Raw genomic sequence first — 17,258 nt, 5'->3', positions numbered from 1 at the left:
GATGAATGACACAGTTCGCACACCACACGAGCAGTCAGAAAACCTGGAAGGAGTTGTCGCGCGTGCGCGCGTGGCACAGAAATCCATTCGCGCGCTCAGCGTCGAAGAGCGATTAGAGCATCTAGCCTCGCTGCGCGCGGTGATTCTGAAGCGCCGGGAAGAAATCCTCAACCGCGTTCAGGACGATACGCATAAATCCCGCAGTGAGATTTTGATGTCAGAGATGTTCGGCGGGCTGGATAACGTGAAATGGGTGGAGGATAACGCCGCCAAGGCGCTGAAGCCTCACAAGGTTCCTACCCCACTGACGCTCATGGGCAAGAAGTCGGAGATCTGGTACGAGCCCAAGGGCGTGGCGTTTATCATCAGCCCGTGGAACTACCCGTTCTTCCAGGCGATCGTGCCGATCGCTGCAGCCTTCGCGGCCGGTAACGCGATTGTGTACAAGGGCTCGGAGCACACGCCGCTGCAGGGACTCATTGAGTCCCTGCTAGAGGATGCGGGCTTCGCACCCAACTGGGTTCAGGTGGTCTACGGTGACGGATCCGTGGGCGAGGCCGTGATTGACCAGAAACCGGATTACATCATGTTCACGGGTTCCACGCGGACGGGTAAGAAGATCATGGCCCAGGCGGCCCAGCACTTGATTCCTGTGGAGTTGGAGCTGGGTGGCAAGGATCCGATGATCGTGTTTGAGGATGTGAATATCGCCCGCACGGTCTCTGGCTTGCTATTCGGTGGTCTGACGGCCACGGGCCAGTCCTGCACGTCGGTGGAGCGGTTGTATGTGCACGAGTCCATCCACGACAGGTTTGTGGACGAGCTGGTCCGCCAGGTGAAGCTGCTCAAGCAGGAGGATTCGCACAGTAAAGATAACGATCTTGGCGCGATGATTGTGCCCATGCAGATTGACATTGTGCGCGAGCATCTGGAGGATGCGCTGGAACGCGGCGCCACACTGCTCACGGGTCAGGACTGGGATAGGACGAGCGCCTTGATCCCGCCGATGGTGCTCACCAACGTTCCGGATGACTGCCTGGCTGCCACGGAAGAGACCTTCGGCCCAACGATCCCGGTCTTCTCCTTCTCGGACGAGCAGGAGGTCATTGAGCGGGCCAATAATTCCGCATATGGACTCACCGCCTCCGTGTGGTCGGCCGATGAGGAGCGGGCCCGCCGCGTCGCCAGCGCCCTGCATGTGGGCGGCATTTCCATCAACAACGTGATGGCCACCGAATCCACCGCCGAGCTGCCCTTCGGTGGCGTGAACAACTCTGGCTTCGGCCGCCACAAGGGCGTGGAGGGCCTGCACGGCTGGTGCAACGTGAAGTCTGTGATTGTGGACAAGGACGGCGACAAACTGGAAGCGAATTGGTATCCGCTGACGGAGGCGAAGTACAAGAAGTTCACGCAGATGATGGTGGCGCGCTTCGCGGATTCGCCGGCTGCCGTATCTTTGGCCAAGTTCGGTGTGTTGGGAACTCAGCTGGAAAGCCTGTCCCAAAAGGCCACTCGCGCTCAGAAGCGCTAACCGCTGGCGCGTAAGCAGCCCCAGCCCTAGGCCGGAGCTGTACGTCGAGGCTCGCGCGGCACAGCCTGCTACGGTTGTGCCGCCGAGAACTCCGGGAGCACGTATTCTCCAAGCTCCTCAATAACCTCCTGCATCGGGCGGTCCTTCGAGCGTAGTCCCAGAATCACGTGATTAACCCCTGCGTCCCGATGGAATCTCAAAAACTCCACCAAAGCATTGCGCCCCAGGCGATATCCCATGTGCCGCGATTGCATTTCAGCATCAGGATCCTCCGCCAAGTCCACACCGAGTGACTGTGCGAAAGGCTTAAATCCGCCGGTGAGCTCGCGCACTGTCTGGTGCCAATTCCCCACCAATTCCTTTTGCTGCTGCGGCCCCCTGGGATATGTAATCCACCCGTCGCCGTGTTCTGCAATCCATTCCATGGATTGTTGGGCTGATCCCGTAACCAGCATGGGCACGTGGTGAGTGGTGGGTTTGGGGATCACATCGGCGCCACGCAGCGTTGCGCTGGAGGTGTTAATCGGCCGGAAACTGACCGAGTGGGCCTTGGTGATGAAGTCCAAGCTCGCGCGAAAATCTTCCCCGCGCGCCCCCTGATCTTTTCCATACGCGGGATATTCAATAGGCCGATCTCCGCTGACCACGCCCATGATGAATCGCCCGCCCGAGATCTGATCCAGCGATGCGGATTGTTTAGCGATGTCAATGGGATGATGTAGTGGTAATACGACGCCCGCAGTCCCCAACCCAATAGTCTCAGTCGATGCTGCGATGTAGGACAGGAAAGTCCAGGGGTCATAAATATGGCCAACGTCCCCAAAATCGGGATCGTGGAGAGGAACATCCCGCGCCCATACTGCGGAAAAGCCGACCTTTTCAGCGAGTTGGGTGAGTGCCACGTGTTCCTGGATATCCATGCGAGGATGCTGCTCGCTGCGCATATCGGTGCCCACGTTTTCTAGTGGATAGGCAAGACCCAGCGTGAGATGGCCCTCCTGGAATGTGCGGGAAAATGCGCAGTGCTGAGTGTGTGGAGTGGAGGCAGGCTTCAGCATAAATGGCTCCTAACCATGTGAGGGTTGTGTGGTCACTGTGACTGCTGTGCGGGCTTGGTGGGTTCTCCAAGGTGTTGTCGCCTGAGGTCCTGAAGGGCTCGACGAACACCGGTGGGGAGGTGCGCTTGGGCGTCGGATTGATAATCAGTGAATACAGGGCGAGTTCGATCGTCGAGGGTGAGCCCCAGGTCGGCGAGGGTAAAGAGCAAAGGGACGACGCTCAGGCCTTTGTCCGTAAAGCTGTAGCGGCCTTTCTTGCCGCGATCAGCGGTTTCTTTGGTGAGCAGGCCGGCGCTGACCAGGTCTTTGAGGCGCCGGGAGAGCATGGGGGCGCTGATTCCTTCTTCGGAATGCGTGAGGATGTCGCGGAACGAGCGGCGGTCGTAGAGCGCAATGTCGCGAAGAATGAGCAGGCTCCAATGGTCCCCAAGCAGCTCGAGTGAGCGGTTGATGGGGCAGGTGGAGCGTGGGGTGTCGATCATCACTCGTCCTAGGTGGTTGCTTTTCTTAACTACTCATATTAGCATCGGGGTTTAGTAGTTACATAGTTTAATCACTCTGGCGGTTGGTCGCCGGAGATCACCCGAAGGAGCACACGTGCGCACAGGCGTTCTCACCGCATACAAGAAACCATTGGACATCATCACGCAACCTAAGCCCTCCCCAACCGAGGATCAGGTACTCATCAAAGTAGAGTACGCGGCAGTCAATCATGCAGATGCACGCACTCGGGACGGCGAATTCAAGGCACTCTTCCCCCTCTCGTTTCCCCAGACCATGGGCGGCGAGCTCGTCGGAACCGTCGTTGAGACTGGCGCGCGCGTCACCGACTACCAGAAAGGTGATGTGGTCTACGCCTACGTCGGCGTGGGCGGGAGCGGCGCCTATGCCGAATACGTAGCGGTTGATGCCTCAGAGGTAGCTCTGGCGCCCACCACGCTGAGCACACAGGAATCCGCAGCGCTGCCCGTCGTAGGACTGACAGCATGGCAAGCCCTCGTAACCATGGGCAAGGTGCAACAAGGAAACTCCGTGTTGATCCACGGCGGCGCCGGTGGTGTGGGATCCGCTGCGATCCAGCTCGCCAAGCACCTCGGAGCACGCGTGACCACCACAGCCTCAGCGCGAGACTTCGACTACCTCAAGGACCTTGGAGCGGATACGCTCATCGATTACCGAAGCCAAGACTTTGCACAGGAGCTTGAAGGACAACAGTTCGACCTGGTGCTGGATACCCAAGGTGGAGAAGTCCTGGAAAAGTCGCTTGGTCTCACTGCCCCGGGCGGTACCGTCATTGGTATCACCGGCCCACCAGAGCCACACTTTGCAAAAAGCTTGGGGTTGAACCCTTTCATTCGCTTAGCTATTGCCGGGTTAAGTTTCAAAGTTCGACGGCTAGCTAAGAAGCATGGAGTGAGTTACCGCTTCCTCTTCATCCAGCCCAGCGGCAAGGACCTTCAGCGCATCGCCACGCTGGCCGACGAGGGCATCTTTAAGCCCCAGGTAGGACCAGTGTTCCCCCTCGAGGAGCTTAATGATGCTCTGGCCACAACGGTCACCGGAAAGCCTCACGGCAAAGTTCTGGTGAACCTATAAAAATGTGGAGCATAGGAGAATCGAACTCCTGACCTTCTGCTTGCAAAGCAGATGCTCTACCAATTGAGCTAATGCCCCAGACAGCAGTTCATCTTATTACACAAGTACTGCTGAGACAAATGAAGGGTTAAGCGGTTTAACCCGCAATCACGCAACGCAAAACCCGGCTGAGAGAAAGGATGTTCTCTCAGCCGGGTGACTGTGGAGCATAGGAGAATCGAACTCCTGACCTTCTGCTTGCAAAGCAGATGCTCTACCAATTGAGCTAATGCCCCGTTTGTTCAAATGGTGGGCCTACCAGGACTTGAACCTGGGACCTCTTCGTTATCAGCGAAGCGCTCTAACCGCCTGAGCTATAGGCCCTTTGAACAGAATGTAACTTTACATAGTGCAGAGAATTTTAACAAATCTGCAGGTCATAGCCTGTTTTTAGTCTTCTTTCTTCTTGTGTTTATTGCCATGCTTACTCTCATGTTTGCCCGCGTGCTTATTCTCGTGCGCGCCCCCAAGCACACCTCCGAGCGCATCCTCATCCGCACCCTCATGCCCAGCCGGCGAAACATCCTCGGCAAGTTCCACCTTCAAACCACCCCACAGCTTCTGCCCGTCGTTGTACACCACCGCCGCCAACGGCGCCAGCATCACCACCACAAGCACCTCCAGCACGCCCAGAAGCCCCGTCAGGCCGAAATACACTCCCGGCCCGAGGGTATCCAGCCCAAAGAGGTCAGACAGTAGATTATTGAGCCGGTCCCACACCCCAGCTGCATTCAGCACAATCCACACAATGGTGACGGCAATCATCCACACGAGAAACAGCGCCACACCAAACCCCGCACCGACCTTCAACGCGCTCACTGGATTCACGCGGAACACCGTCAGCTGCCGAGTCTCCAAAGGGGCCGACGCCTGGCCGTCCCGCTTCGCCCGGGCACCACTCTCAGTGCGGGACTCAGTGTTCACTTCAGTGGTCACCGCAGCACGCGCCTGCTCCTGCTTCTCATCATCTGAAGCCATTGGTTCTTCTCCTTGGGTTATGCCGGCCTCGCTCACACCCCTAGTTAATCAGAACGCGAAAAAGCCCGGCCATAAGCCGGGCCATTCGCATCACAACCGTTACCCTGAAGCAGGTCAGGCTCAAGGCCTGCCTACCTCACGGCATCCGGCCGGGAGACCTAGAGCAGCTTGTCCTGTCCAGATTGCGCCTCAAGGCCCTTTTCGGACACCACAGCCGCGGTCTCCTCAGCCTCGTCTTCCACGTTGCGATCCACCGCAACCAACTCGACATCCTTGCCCAGATCCACCAGGCGTACGCCCATCGTCGCGCGGGATGTGGAGCGAATCTGCTTCACCTCGGTACGGATCACTCCTCCAGCGGAGGTCATAGCCAGGATCTCATCATCCTCGGACACGGTCAGCGCGCCGATCAACTTACCGCGCTTGGCGTCGTATTTAAACGTCACAACGCCCAAGCCGCCGCGGCCCTTCGACGGGTATTCAGACATCGGCGTCCGTTTTCCGTAACCGCCGGACGTCGCCACGAACAGGCTGGAATCCTCAGCCACAACGGTCAGAGCCAGCAACTGGTCGTCCTCGCGGAAGCGCATACCCTTCACGCCGGCGGTCGCGCGGCCCATCGGGCGCAACGTCTCATCGTCGGCGGTGAAACGCATCGCCTGGCCCTCTTCAGAGACCAGCAGCAGGTCATCCTCCGCCGTGCACAGCTGCGCACCCACCAGGCAATCGCCCTCGTTCAGGTTGATGGCGATCAGGCCGCCGGAACGCGCGGTGTCATAGTCCGTCAGGCGAGACTTCTTCACGCGGCCCTGCGCGGTCGCCAGCACCAGGTACGGAGCGTCCTCGTAGGACTGAATCTGGATAACCTGGGCGATCTGCTCACCCGGCTGGAACTCCAGCAAGTTTGCCACGTGCTGGCCGCGGGCCGTGCGGGATGCCTCCGGCAGCTCGAAGGCCTTCAGGCGGTACACACGGCCGAAGTTCGTGAAGAACATGATGATGTCGTGCGTAGAGCAAACGAAGAAGTGGCGAACCACGTCGTCCTGCTTCAGCTCAGCACCGCGCACGCCCTTGCCGCCACGGCGCTGGGACTTGTAGCTATCCACCTTCGTGCGCTTCGCGTAGCCGGTGGACGTGATGGTCACCACCACGTTCTCGCGGGCGATCAGGTCCTCTTCAGACACATCGCCCGTCGCGGCGATGATCTTCGTGCGGCGCTCATCGCCATACTTCTCCACGATCTCCGCCAGCTCATCGTGGATGATGGTGCGCTGGCGCTCGGGGGACGCAAGGATGTCCTTCAGGTCAGCGATTTCCTCTTCGATTTCCGCCAGCTCGTCAATGATTTTCTGGCGTTCCAGGGCGGCCAGGCGTCGGAGCTGCATGGCCAGGATGGCATCGGCCTGGATATCGTCGATATCCAGCAGGTCCTTCAGTCCCTCGCGGGCGATGTCCACGGTCTGGGAGCGGCGGATCAGGGCGATGACCTCGTCCAGGGCGTCCAGGGCCTTGACCAAACCACGCAGGATGTGGGCGCGTTCCTCGGCGCGATCCAGGCGGAACTGGGTACGGCGCACAATCACGTCAATCTGGTGATCCACGTACAGTCGCAGCATCTGGTCCAGACGCAGTGTGCGTGGCACACCGTCCACGATGGACAGCATGTTGGAGCCGAAGGAGGTCTGCAGCTGCGAATGCTTGTACAGGTTATTCAGCACCACGCGTGGCACGGCATCGCGCTTCAGGCGGATCACGATGCGCATACCCACGCGGTCGGAGGACTCGTCATCAATCTTGGCGATGCCGGCCAGCTTGCCGTCGCGGACCTGCTCCGCAATGTTCAGCACCAGGTTGTCCGGGTTGACCTGGTACGGCAATTCCGTGATGACGATCATCTGACGGTTGCCTTCTTCTTCGATCTCCGTCACGCCACGCATGCGGATGGAGCCGCGGCCGGTGCGGTAGGTATCTTCGATGCCCTTATCACCAACGATCAGGCCGGCGGTCGGGAAATCCGGGCCCTTCACGCGAGCCATGCAGGCTTCCAGAGCGTCCGCGTCTTCAGCCTCGGGGTTGTCCAGCAACCAGAAGATGGCGTCGGCAAGCTCGTTCAGGTTGTGCGGCGGGATGTTCGTGGCCATGCCCACGGCAATACCGCCGGAACCGTTCATCAGCAGGTTCGGCACGCGGGACGGCAGCACGGTGGGTTCCGAGGTCTTACCGTCGTAGTTGGGCTGGAACTCTACGGTGTTTTCGCGGATATCGCGCACCATTTCCAGCGCCAGCGGGGTCAGGCGGCACTCGGTGTAACGCATGGCGGCGGCACCGTCGTTACCGCGAGAGCCGAAGTTGCCCTGGCCGTCAACCATCGGATAGCGCATGGCCCATGGCTGGGCGAGGCGCACGAGAGTGTCGTAGATGGCGGAGTCGCCGTGTGGGTGATAGTTACCCATCGTGTCCGCGACGGGCTTGGCGGACTTCACGTAGGAGCGATCGGGACGGTAGCCGTTGTCATACATCGCGTACAAGATGCGACGGTGCACCGGCTTCAGACCATCGCGCACTTCAGGAAGAGCACGGCCCACGATCACGCTCATGGCGTAATCGATATAGCTGTTCTGCATTTCCTCTTGCAGATCGATCGGTTTGATCCTGTCAAAAGTCTCGCCGTCGTTGGTTACGTCACTCACGTGCGTAGGGCCTTTCTGTTGACGTATTTAACTCAGCCATTCTACCAAAGATTTAGCTTTTCACAGTTAACTAGAGTGGCTGACGGAGACGCCGGGTAGGCCGATGTTTCACGTGAAACGTTGTTGCGCAACGAAGATATCCGACGCCGCTACTGACTCACCAGACCGTGCGCATCGACGATGGCTTCCTTCAGCGCATGCCGCAGGTCTACCAACACAGGATCGCTGGCATGCTCGCGCAAGGTTGCCTGCAGCTTCTGGCGGTCAGCCACCACGTCCTCAGAGATCTTCGTGGCACGCACGGACTCCGGAACCTCAATCTCCCGGATCACGCGTCCCGGATTCGGCGCCATCACCACGACCCGATCGGCCAAAAGCAACGCCTCCTCTACAGAGTGCGTCACAAACACAATCGTGGGCCGGTAGCGATTCCAGGCGCGCAACAGCTCGGCGTGAAGCTGCTCGCGGGTGAAAGGGTCCAGCGCACCGAAGGGCTCGTCCATCAACACAACCTCCGGGCACGTGGCCAACACGCGTGCGATCTGCGCGCGCTGCTGCATTCCTCCGGACAGCTCATGAGGATAGCGCGTGCGCGCGGCAGACAAGCCCACAATGTCGATGAGCTGCGCGGCCGCTTCCTTAATAGCCCGGCCTTCGTCCGCACCGCGGACCGTGGCGGCGAATTCCACATTCGCCTCCACGTCCAACCAGGGAAAGAGTGTGGGTTGTTGAAACACCACTCCCCTATCAGTCCCGGGCCCGGTGATGTCCTCACCCTGTTTGTCATACACCGCGCCAGACGTCGGCTTTTCAAAGCCCGCGATGAGCTTAAGTAGCGTTGATTTACCGCAGCCACTGGGGCCCACCACGGCCAGGATTTGTCCTTCGGGCACGGTCAAAGAAATGCCGTCAATCGCCTGAACGGGATGTCCTTTATCCGAGTCAAAAACCTTGGATACATTAACAACGTGAACCATGATTACCTCTTATCATCGGACTTTTGGTCGGCAGACTTTTTGCCAAACGTGTCCCGATAAAACGGCCATTGTGTGGTCGCATCCACGTATTTCTTTTCCTCGTGTGCGCCGGATACCTCCGACTGTTGGGACAAGAAATCCGCCGTGTCATACAACGCATGTCCCAAAGATTTCAATTCTTCGGGCTGCCTATTGCCAGGGATATATTCCTGACCGGTGACTTGCCTTTGGCCGTCTTCTACCTTCATACCGGACTGGATAGAGACGGCCTCCACGTAGCCGGGATCGGCGTCGGCAGCTTTGGTGGTCACGTAATCCTGAAGTTTCAGCCACGTGTCCAGCACGCCGGCGTGTGTCTCAGCCCATGGGCGGGACACCATCGTCACGTTAAAGGTGGGGGCGCCCAACTTCGCTACATCCTCCGAGGTCAGGACCACGTGTCCGCCGTGCTCCTTCAAAGTCTGCAGGGTAGGGTCCCACACATACGCGGCCTCGATATCCGCCGAGGACCACGCGGCGGGCAGCTTATCCGGCGAGATATTCGTGATCGTCACATCACGAGACGGGTCCAATCCGGCATCCTCCAGCGCCTTCAGAAGGCTGTAGTGCGAGGTGGAAGAAAATGGCACCGCAATTTTCTTTCCCTTCAGGTCCTTAATGGACTTGGCGTTTTTCGCCACCAGCGCCTCCGTGCTACCAACAATGGTATTCACACGCGGCACAAGTACGTCCAAATCCAACGGGCTACTCAATGCCTTTGCCGCAGGAGTTGATCCGAGGCCACCCACATCAACCGATTGAGCCGCAAAACCCTGCACAATATCCTGACCCGTGGGATAACGCGCCCACTGCACATCCACATTCGGCAAGCAGGCATCCAAATATCCCTGGTCATACACGTAAAGATCCTGCAAAGGCGAACCCAAATAGGCGATCCTCAACGTTGCTGAATCCTCATTAACGTGTACCGGACACTCCGACGCCGAGGCTTTCGGCGTTGCCGGCCCACCCACACAAGCAGTCTGGGTAAACACAGTGCCTGCGGCAACCATCGTCGCCAGAGATACCTTCCAGGCGGCTGGTTTTATCGAGGTGTTCTTCGCGTGATTCATGATGAGTCTCTTTACTTGCCCACCCACGGGGTGCAGCGTCGCTCGAGGCGGATGAGTAATTGGTCAATAATAAGGGCCGTAATACCGATGACAATGATGCAGGCAATGGTGAGCGCCGTATCCAGCTGAGTTCCCGAGATATACGCCAGGCCACCAATGCCGGGGATACCGTCGTTCAATTCAGCAGCGACGATGGCGGACCACGCCAAGCCAGTACCGATGCGGATGCTGGTGATGATGTGTGGCAACGCCGCCGGGATGGTCACTCTGCGCAGAATCTGCAGGGAGTTGGCACCCAGTGTTTTTGCAGCGCGTATCCAATCTTGCTTGACGGACAGCACTCCGGCCAGCGTGCCCACAGCCACCGTGGGGAACACCGCGGCGAAGAGCAGGACCACCTTGGAGACGTCCCCAATGCCGAACCACACGATCAGCAGACCGATGTATCCGAGAGGAGGCAGAGCGCGCAGGAAGCCCAGGTAGGGTTCCACCACCGCGCGTGCATTAGCGGAGATACCCAGTAGCCATCCCAGGAGAACACCCACGATAGTTCCCGCGCCCACGCCCACGCCGATTCGCTGCAGCGTGGCGAGCAGGTGTTGCCACAGGTAATAGTCTTGAGCACCACAGCGCACGCGGCCCGTCTCGGACGTGGTGCACTGGTTGGTCACGATGAGCTGGTGAAACACATCAATCGGCGAGGGCAGCACCGTGGGGTTGATGTTCCCAAAGCGGGTGATGGCCCACCATGCAAGCAGGAACACCAGCACGCTGCCGATTTGAAGGACACGCCTGTGCGTCGTCAGTTTAAGAAATCGCTGGCGGGCACTGGGCGGGGCTTGGTCTGTGATCTCACGTCTCATATATGACTGGCTATGACTATTCTCAGCCCGGCGCGTGTCCGGCAAGGCTTGGGTAGTCATTCCTATACTCCTGCGGATGCTGGTTCTGGCTCAGAGTCAGGCGTGGAGTCTGCCCCTGCGTTCGACGCAGTATCAAACACAAACGGAGTGCGTCCTGCGTCCTCCTTCTCCGCGGCACCGACGTCTGGATCCTTGTGGTTCTTGACGCTCAAGCCCCGGTTTTGCAACGCGGGAACCAGGCCCTCGCCCACGTGCCAGGCCTCTTCCAGGTGTGGGTAGCCGGACAGGACGAAGTGGTTGATGCCGGCGTCCTTGTACTCGTTGAGACGCTCGGCAACCTGGTCATAGCTTCCGACCAGCGCCGTTCCGGCACCGCCGCGGATCAGGCCCACGCCCGTCCACAGGTTCGGGGCGATTTCCAGATCCCTGGCGTCCGTGCCGCGCGTGAAGGCCTTGCCCTTCTTGTGCAATTCTGATTGACGACGCTGACCTTCGCTCTGGCTCTTCGCCAAGCCTGCCTGAATCCGTTCCACCAATTCCGGATCGATCTCATCGAGGAGGCGCTGAGCCTCCGCCCAGGCTTCCTCTTCCGTAGGACGTGCGATGACGTGCACGCGCAGTCCGTATTCCAGGGTGCGGCCGTAGGCGGCGGCGCGCTCGGCAACATGGTCGATCTTGGCCTTCACGTCCTCGGGCTGCTCACCCCAGGTCAGGTAGACCTCGGCCTGTTGCGCGGCAACCTCAATTCCCGGGGCCGAGGATCCACCGAAGTAAATCTGCGGCACCACGTTGGGCCGCTTCGCAAGCTGCGCGTTTTCTACCTTTTCGTATTTTCCTTCCGTGGTGACCGGCTCTGACTGGGTCCACAGCTTCTGAGCCAGCTCCAGGGATTCATTGGCGCGCTCGTAACGCTCCTCCTTGGTGGTGAAGTCGCCGTAGGCGCGCTGCTCGTGATCCTCGCCACCCACAACCACGTTGAGGTTCAAGCGACCGTCGGACAAGTCCTGAAGGCTCTGGGTCTGCTGCGCCAGCAGCGGGGTGGAGATAAGACCCGGACGGTAGGCCACCAGGAACTTCAGGCGGGTGGTGCGGGCAATGAGGGCAGCGGCGGTAGTCCATCCCTCACCGCACCACAGGCCAGTGGGAACCAGGACGGACTCGAAGCCGTTGGACTCAGCCGAGAGAGCTAATTGGGTGAGGTAGTGAAGGTTTGTCTCTCGCTGACCGAAGGAAAATCCGGAGCCATGTCCGCCGTCTTCGATGGAGCGGGAGTCTCCGTAGGTGGGAAGGAACCAGTGCAAAGTGATGTCATGTGTTGAAGTCATGCCCCAAAGTAGACCACTTAGTCTATATCTGGCACCAGTGTTCAATTCATCGTGAAAATAAGTACACGCTAGCCACGCACAAATGCCTCGAAACGATCACTAATCCGCTGTGGCTCACGAGCCCACCGGTTATGACCCAACGTCTCCGGCAACTCCTCCACCTCGACAACCCCTGACGGCAGCGATTTCGCCAGGTTACGGCAGGATTCCAGGGTGCAGTCGGCGTCGTTACTAAAACGAGTCAACAGGACAGGGACGGAAATGCCCAGCTTCGCCGCTTCATAATCCAGGTCCTGATCCTCCAGCTTGTGGAGGCGGTTGGTGTGGACGTAACGATGCCACTCGCTAAAGTGCGCGCCCGATTGGCGGCCGTAGCCTGCCAGGTCCAGGCGGCCGGCGGGCTGGTAGCCGAAGATCTTCACCATCAGCCACATCCAGGACGTGCCCCAGCGCAGTCGCGCCGCGGCCTTGCCCTCGAAGCCGCGCCAGTGGGGGCTGCCGGCGCCCACGCCCATCATGCCGCGCACGCCCAGGGTGGTCGCTTCCTCGCGAGCCAGGAACAGGCTTGCCACCTGGCCGCCCATGGAGTGGCACAGCAGGTAGGTGGGATGATCCTCAGGCAGGTTGAAGTGCTTCTTTGCAGCACGGATGGTATCCGGGAAGTCCCCGGAGGCCATGTGATGGTATCCGAAGCGGTGCTTCTTGCTGGCCTCCGCAGTGGAGGAGCCTTGGCCGTGCAGCTCCCCAGTCACCACGGGGAAACCGCGGCTGGCGAGCTCTCGGGCGATGGGGTCGTAGTAGCGCGCGCCCACGCCCCAGCCGGGCCAGATGACTACGAGCGGTCGGGAATTTTCATCAGTGGACGCGGAGGACTTCTGGTTCAGCGGGCTAAAGAGGCGAAGCGTGGAGGTGGACTCATCCCACATGGTCAGTGGGAGCTGTTCCATCGTCACGGTGCTAGCCGCCGTTCTATCAGTGCTAGCCGCCGCATCGCTGGCGTTCTTGTCTTCTGGGTTATGTATAGGGCTATCAGCAGTCACTCTTGATATTGTGCCCTACGCGTACGCCCTCCGCTGTAAAAACAGCGAAGGACGTCAGTGCTTACACGTCCAGGAAGCGCACATCGCGGGCGTTGCGCGTGATGAAGCTACGGCGAGCAACAACATCATCACCCATCAGAATGCTGAAGAGCTCATCAGCGGCAGCCGCATCTTCCAAGGTCACCAGGCGCAGAGTACGCACGCTGGGGTCCATGGTGGTTTCCCACAGCTCCTTCGCGTTCATCTCGCCCAGGCCCTTGTAGCGCTGGATTCCGTCGTCCTTGTTGATCTTGCGACCAGCAGCCAGGCCTTCTTCCAACTGAGCATCGCGCTCGCGGTCGGAGAAGGCGAAACCTGGCTCTCCCTTGCTCCACTTCAGCTTGTAGAGCGGTGGCTGTGCCAGGTACACGTAGCCTTCTTCCACGAGTGGGCGCATGAAGCGGAACAGCAAGGTCAGCAGCAGGGTGGCGATGTGCTGACCGTCCACGTCGGCGTCGGCCATCAGCACAATCTTGTGGTAGCGCAGCTTCTTGATGTCGAACTCGTCGTGAATGCCGGTGCCCAGTGCGGTGATGATGGCCTGGACCTCGTTGTTCTTCAGCACCTTGTCCATGCGCGCCTTCTCCACATTCAGGATCTTTCCGCGCAGCGGCAGGATCGCCTGGTACATGGAGTCACGTCCGGACTTAGCGGAACCACCTGCAGAGTCACCCTCCACAATGTAAAGCTCGGACAGCTTCGGATCCTTCGAGCGGCAGTCGGCCAGCTTTCCGGGCAGTCCACCCAGGTCGGACGCAGACTTGCGGCGCACCATATCGCGGGCCTTGCGCGCGGCATCGCGAGCGTGCGCAGAGGCCACGGCCTTCGTGATGATCGCCTTCGCTTCAGCCGGGTTAGCATCCAGCCAGTCGGACAGGTGCTCGTTGACCGCGCGCTGCACGAAGCCCTTCACTTCGGTGTTGCCCAGCTTCGTCTTTGTCTGACCCTCGAACTGTGGGTCTCCCACGCGCACGGAAATCACCGCGGCCAAACCTTCGCGAACATCGTCACCGGTTAAGTTGCTTTCCTTCTCCTTCAGCAACTTGTGCTCGCGGGCATAGCGGTTCATCAAGGAGGTCAGTGCTGCGCGGAAACCTTCCTCGTGCGTGCCGCCCTCAAACGTGTTGATGGTGTTGGCGAAGGTGTGCACGGACTGTGAGTAGCCGTTGTTCCACTGCAGAGCAACCTCTACCTCGTGATCCTCGCCTTTGGCTTCGAAGGAGATGATCGACGGATGGATCTGCGTCTTCTTGCGGTTGATGTGCTCCACATAGTCCTTCAGACCTTCTGGGTAGTGGAACGTCCGCGTGCGCGGGCCCTTCTTCTTCTCTTCCTCTTGGGCCTTTTCCTCAGCGGACTTCGGTGCCTCGGCATCCTCAGCCGCAGCATCCAGAAGATCCTTCTCCGCAGCATCCTCGCGCAGGTCGGTGAGGTTGATGGTCAGTCCCTTGTTCAGGAACGCCATCTCCTGCAGGCGCTTCGCCACGGTATCGAAGTTAAAGACCGTGGTTTCAAAAATCTCCGCATCCGGCCAGAAGCGCTGCTTGGTTCCGGTGCCCTGGGCCTTCTTCACCTTCTGCAATTCCGCGGGCACGGCCATAGTGAACTCCTGGTGCCACAGGTAACCATCGCGCTTGATGTCGGTCTCCACACGGGTGGACAGGGCGTTCACCACGGAGATACCCACGCCGTGCAGACCACCGGAGACGGCATAAGAGTCCGAGTCGAACTTACCGCCAGCGTGCAGCTGCGTCATCACAACCTGCACGGTCGGCGGGCCGGACGGGTGGTTCTCCACGGGGATGCCGCGGCCGTTGTCCTCCACTTCCACGGAGCCATCCTTGTGCAGGGTGACAGAGACCGTGTCCGCGTAGCCTGCCATGGCTTCGTCCACGGAGTTATCGACGACCTCCCAGATCAGGTGATGCAAGCCACGCTCGCCGGTGGAGCCGATGTACATACCCGGACGCTTACGAACGGCCTCCAGGCCCTCCAGGATGGTGATCGACGACGCACCATAATTGCTCTTAGCTGCTTCAGCCACGTGGATTAACTCCTTGAAATTGCAATAGAAACTCCGCCTATTCTATCAGCTATCCAAAATCATCACGCGGACCACGGCCCTTCACACGCAGCTTCCCGTAACTGCGCATCCGGTTGTTCGGTCCCAGTATTTTCACCTCCGCCACAACGTCCGGCCCCACCTTCCGCGCGATCGATTGCAGCACCCGCGTCTGCATCAGCCGCAGGTTTGTAGCCCAGCTAGTGGAATCGCACTGCACCGTCAGCTGCATGGTCTTATCGTCATAGCGCGTGGGCGTGGTGTGCTGAGCCACCTGCTCCCCCACCAGCTCCGGCCATGCATTCATGATCTGCCCCACGGAGATCTTCTTGCTCCACCGCTGCTCACGCACCAGATTCGTCAGCAGATCCCCCGCCCGCGCAGGGTCGCGATACCGGGTATCCGCCCGCCCATCCAGCCGCGTGGGCCGCCGCCATACCTTATTCTGCGTGGTCGTTGTTCTATTTTTTACCCCCGACGCCCAGCGTTCCCTCCTCCGCTTCGCGACCGAACTTTCACCGACATTGCGAGCGCCCGCTGCGCGGATGGCACCCAGCGCCTCGGACACCAAATCCCCAGGAAAGGGCTGTAATGCCTGGTCAGCCCGCTCAAAGGACTGCGGTTCCTCGTGAGCTGGCTGGGTAGGTGTGTTCATGTCCGACATACTCCACAGTGTAGTCGGCACGTCCTACACACCCTGCGCTGCGCACCCGCCCTCACTCCTCCGGAGACTCTGTGGACGCCTCCGGAGTCAGCGTAGAAATGCGCCCCTCCTCCGTCACCACAGCCTCCACCGAATAGAAATGAGCGATACTGCGCAGGTCAGCGGGAATATCCTCATCCACCGCCGCCGTAATCAACACCTGTTCTGCCCCGTCCAGCAGATGAACCAGCTGCTGCCGGCGCCCCGTGTCCAGCTCCGCAAACACATCATCCAAAATCACAATCGGCTCCGCCCCATCACCCTGCTGCATAAAAAACGCAGCAAGCCGCAAGGACAACGCAAAAGACCAGCTCTCACCATGGCTCGCATAGCCCTTCGCCGGCTGCGTGCCCAGCATCAACACCACATCATCCCGATGCGGACCCAACAGCGTGGTCCCCCGATCCAACTCCTGGGAACGCTTCGCCGCAAACCCCTCCAACAGCACGGCTTCGGCAATATCGGGAGACAACAACGCCGGCTCCACATCAGGCTTCGATTCCCCCAAGTGCACTCCCACATCGTGAAGCTGGGCGTCGATGGTAGAGGAATACGCAAGATGCGCCGGGCGGGACTCGGGCGCCAAACGGTGATACGTTTCCTGCAGGTGAGGGGCGATATCGTGCACAATCTGCACACGCGCGGACATCAGCTGACCGCCCAACGCCGCCAGCTGCGCATCCCATACCTCCAGCGTAAAATCATCCGGCTCGGGGGACTTCAGCAGGGCGTTACGCTGCCGCAGCACCTTGTCATACTCGGACTTCACGCCGGCCAGACGCGGGTAACGCGCCACCATAATCGTGTCCAGAAACGACCGACGCTGCTCCGGCTCACCCCGCACTAACGCCAAATCCTCCGGCGAGAACAACGTGGTGCGCACAATCCCCAACAAATCGCGCTGCGACGGCATCGCCGTGCGATTGATGTGCGCCTTGTTCGCCCCATGAGGTCGAATCGCCAGCGACGCCGTCAATTCCCGCCCGTCATTGACCGCCGTGGCGGAGACCTTCGCCACCGACGCCTGCTCTCGCACCAGGGCGGCGTCCGAATTAATCCGGTGGGAACTTAAGTGCGCCAGGTAGCCCAAGGCCTCCACGATGTTGGTTTTCCCGTGGCCATTGGGGCCCGAAAACACGCTCACACCAGGGTGAAGCTCCAGGTCGAGCTGAGCCCAGGAACGAAAATCGGCGAGCTGAACACGGCGAACATACATCGGGCGTTAGCGTGCTTTCAGGCAGGGCA

General features: G+C 59.7%; 14 protein-coding genes and 3 tRNA genes. 2 read left to right on the top strand and 15 right to left on the bottom strand.

All coding sequences use genetic code 11. The annotated features are described in order from the left end of the window. The first annotated feature begins 1 nt into the window (after position 1). On the top strand, positions 2–1,531 hold the full coding sequence (locus GC425_RS09360; protein ID WP_151844837.1) for an aldehyde dehydrogenase family protein: 1,530 nt from the start codon (positions 2–4) through the stop codon (positions 1,529–1,531). Positions 1,532–1,599: 68 nt separating this feature from the next. On the opposite strand, the gene GC425_RS09355 is transcribed toward GC425_RS09360, so the two are convergent. Further along, entirely contained in the window at positions 1,600–2,589 is a 990-nt protein-coding gene (locus tag GC425_RS09355) for an LLM class oxidoreductase (RefSeq protein ID WP_151844836.1), read from the bottom strand. A 32-nt stretch (positions 2,590–2,621) separates the two neighbouring features. Then, positions 2,622–3,071: a helix-turn-helix domain-containing protein gene (locus GC425_RS09350; protein WP_151844835.1), complete on the bottom strand. Its 450-nt coding sequence runs from the start codon at positions 3,069–3,071 to the stop codon at positions 2,622–2,624. Between the two features lie 115 nt (positions 3,072–3,186). Here GC425_RS09350 and GC425_RS09345 point away from each other — a divergent pair, with 115 nt between their 5' ends. Continuing rightward, positions 3,187–4,185 (top strand): NADP-dependent oxidoreductase, encoded by a 999-nt coding sequence (locus GC425_RS09345; RefSeq protein WP_151844834.1) that lies wholly within the window; start codon positions 3,187–3,189, stop codon positions 4,183–4,185. Positions 4,186–4,190: 5 nt separating this feature from the next. On the opposite strand, the gene GC425_RS09340 is transcribed toward GC425_RS09345, so the two are convergent. From GC425_RS09340 to recF, 13 genes are all read right to left on the bottom strand, one after another. Next, a tRNA-Ala gene (locus GC425_RS09340) sits at positions 4,191–4,263 on the bottom strand. Positions 4,264–4,387: 124 nt separating this feature from the next. After that, positions 4,388–4,460, bottom strand: a tRNA-Ala gene (locus GC425_RS09335). A gap of 11 nt (positions 4,461–4,471) precedes the next feature. Continuing rightward, positions 4,472–4,548, bottom strand: a tRNA-Ile gene (locus GC425_RS09330). Positions 4,549–4,614: 66 nt separating this feature from the next. Continuing rightward, positions 4,615–5,202, bottom strand: a complete 588-nt coding sequence (locus tag GC425_RS09325) for a DUF3566 domain-containing protein (protein ID WP_151844833.1) — start codon at positions 5,200–5,202, stop codon at positions 4,615–4,617. Between the two features lie 158 nt (positions 5,203–5,360). Beyond that, entirely contained in the window at positions 5,361–7,892 is a 2,532-nt protein-coding gene (gyrA, locus tag GC425_RS09320; protein ID WP_151844832.1) for a DNA gyrase subunit A, read from the bottom strand. A 149-nt stretch (positions 7,893–8,041) separates the two neighbouring features. Further along, on the bottom strand, positions 8,042–8,869 hold the full coding sequence (locus GC425_RS09315) for an ABC transporter ATP-binding protein (protein ID WP_151844831.1): 828 nt from the start codon (positions 8,867–8,869) through the stop codon (positions 8,042–8,044). 2 nt (positions 8,870–8,871) lie between these two features. Beyond that, positions 8,872–9,981, bottom strand: a complete 1,110-nt coding sequence (locus tag GC425_RS09310; protein ID WP_151844830.1) for an ABC transporter substrate-binding protein — start codon at positions 9,979–9,981, stop codon at positions 8,872–8,874. An 11-nt stretch (positions 9,982–9,992) separates the two neighbouring features. Next, positions 9,993–10,751: an ABC transporter permease gene (locus GC425_RS09305; protein WP_225723568.1), complete on the bottom strand. Its 759-nt coding sequence runs from the start codon at positions 10,749–10,751 to the stop codon at positions 9,993–9,995. A 155-nt stretch (positions 10,752–10,906) separates the two neighbouring features. Beyond that, a complete protein-coding gene (locus GC425_RS09300) occupies positions 10,907–12,169 on the bottom strand; it encodes an LLM class flavin-dependent oxidoreductase (RefSeq protein ID WP_151844828.1) in 1,263 nt (420 codons plus the stop codon). 68 nt (positions 12,170–12,237) lie between these two features. After that, positions 12,238–13,209, bottom strand: coding sequence for an alpha/beta fold hydrolase (locus tag GC425_RS09295; RefSeq protein ID WP_231699803.1), 972 nt, complete (start codon positions 13,207–13,209; stop codon positions 12,238–12,240). A gap of 61 nt (positions 13,210–13,270) precedes the next feature. Then, on the bottom strand, positions 13,271–15,292 hold the full coding sequence (gene gyrB, locus GC425_RS09290; RefSeq protein WP_151842815.1) for a DNA topoisomerase (ATP-hydrolyzing) subunit B: 2,022 nt from the start codon (positions 15,290–15,292) through the stop codon (positions 13,271–13,273). Between the two features lie 49 nt (positions 15,293–15,341). Then, complete coding sequence (locus GC425_RS09285) at positions 15,342–15,974, bottom strand: DUF721 domain-containing protein (RefSeq protein ID WP_231699802.1); 633 nt, start codon at positions 15,972–15,974, stop codon at positions 15,342–15,344. Positions 15,975–16,026: 52 nt separating this feature from the next. After that, a complete protein-coding gene (gene recF, locus GC425_RS09280) occupies positions 16,027–17,229 on the bottom strand; it encodes a DNA replication/repair protein RecF (protein ID WP_151844827.1) in 1,203 nt (400 codons plus the stop codon). Positions 17,230–17,258: the final 29 nt, after the last annotated feature.

The organism is Corynebacterium sp. zg254 (assembly GCF_024701495.1).
In the GTDB taxonomy this organism is placed as follows: domain Bacteria; phylum Actinomycetota; class Actinomycetes; order Mycobacteriales; family Mycobacteriaceae; genus Corynebacterium; species Corynebacterium zhongnanshanii.
The sequence above is the reverse complement of the archived record's forward strand: the minus strand, read 5'-3'. Positions and strand labels throughout refer to the sequence as shown.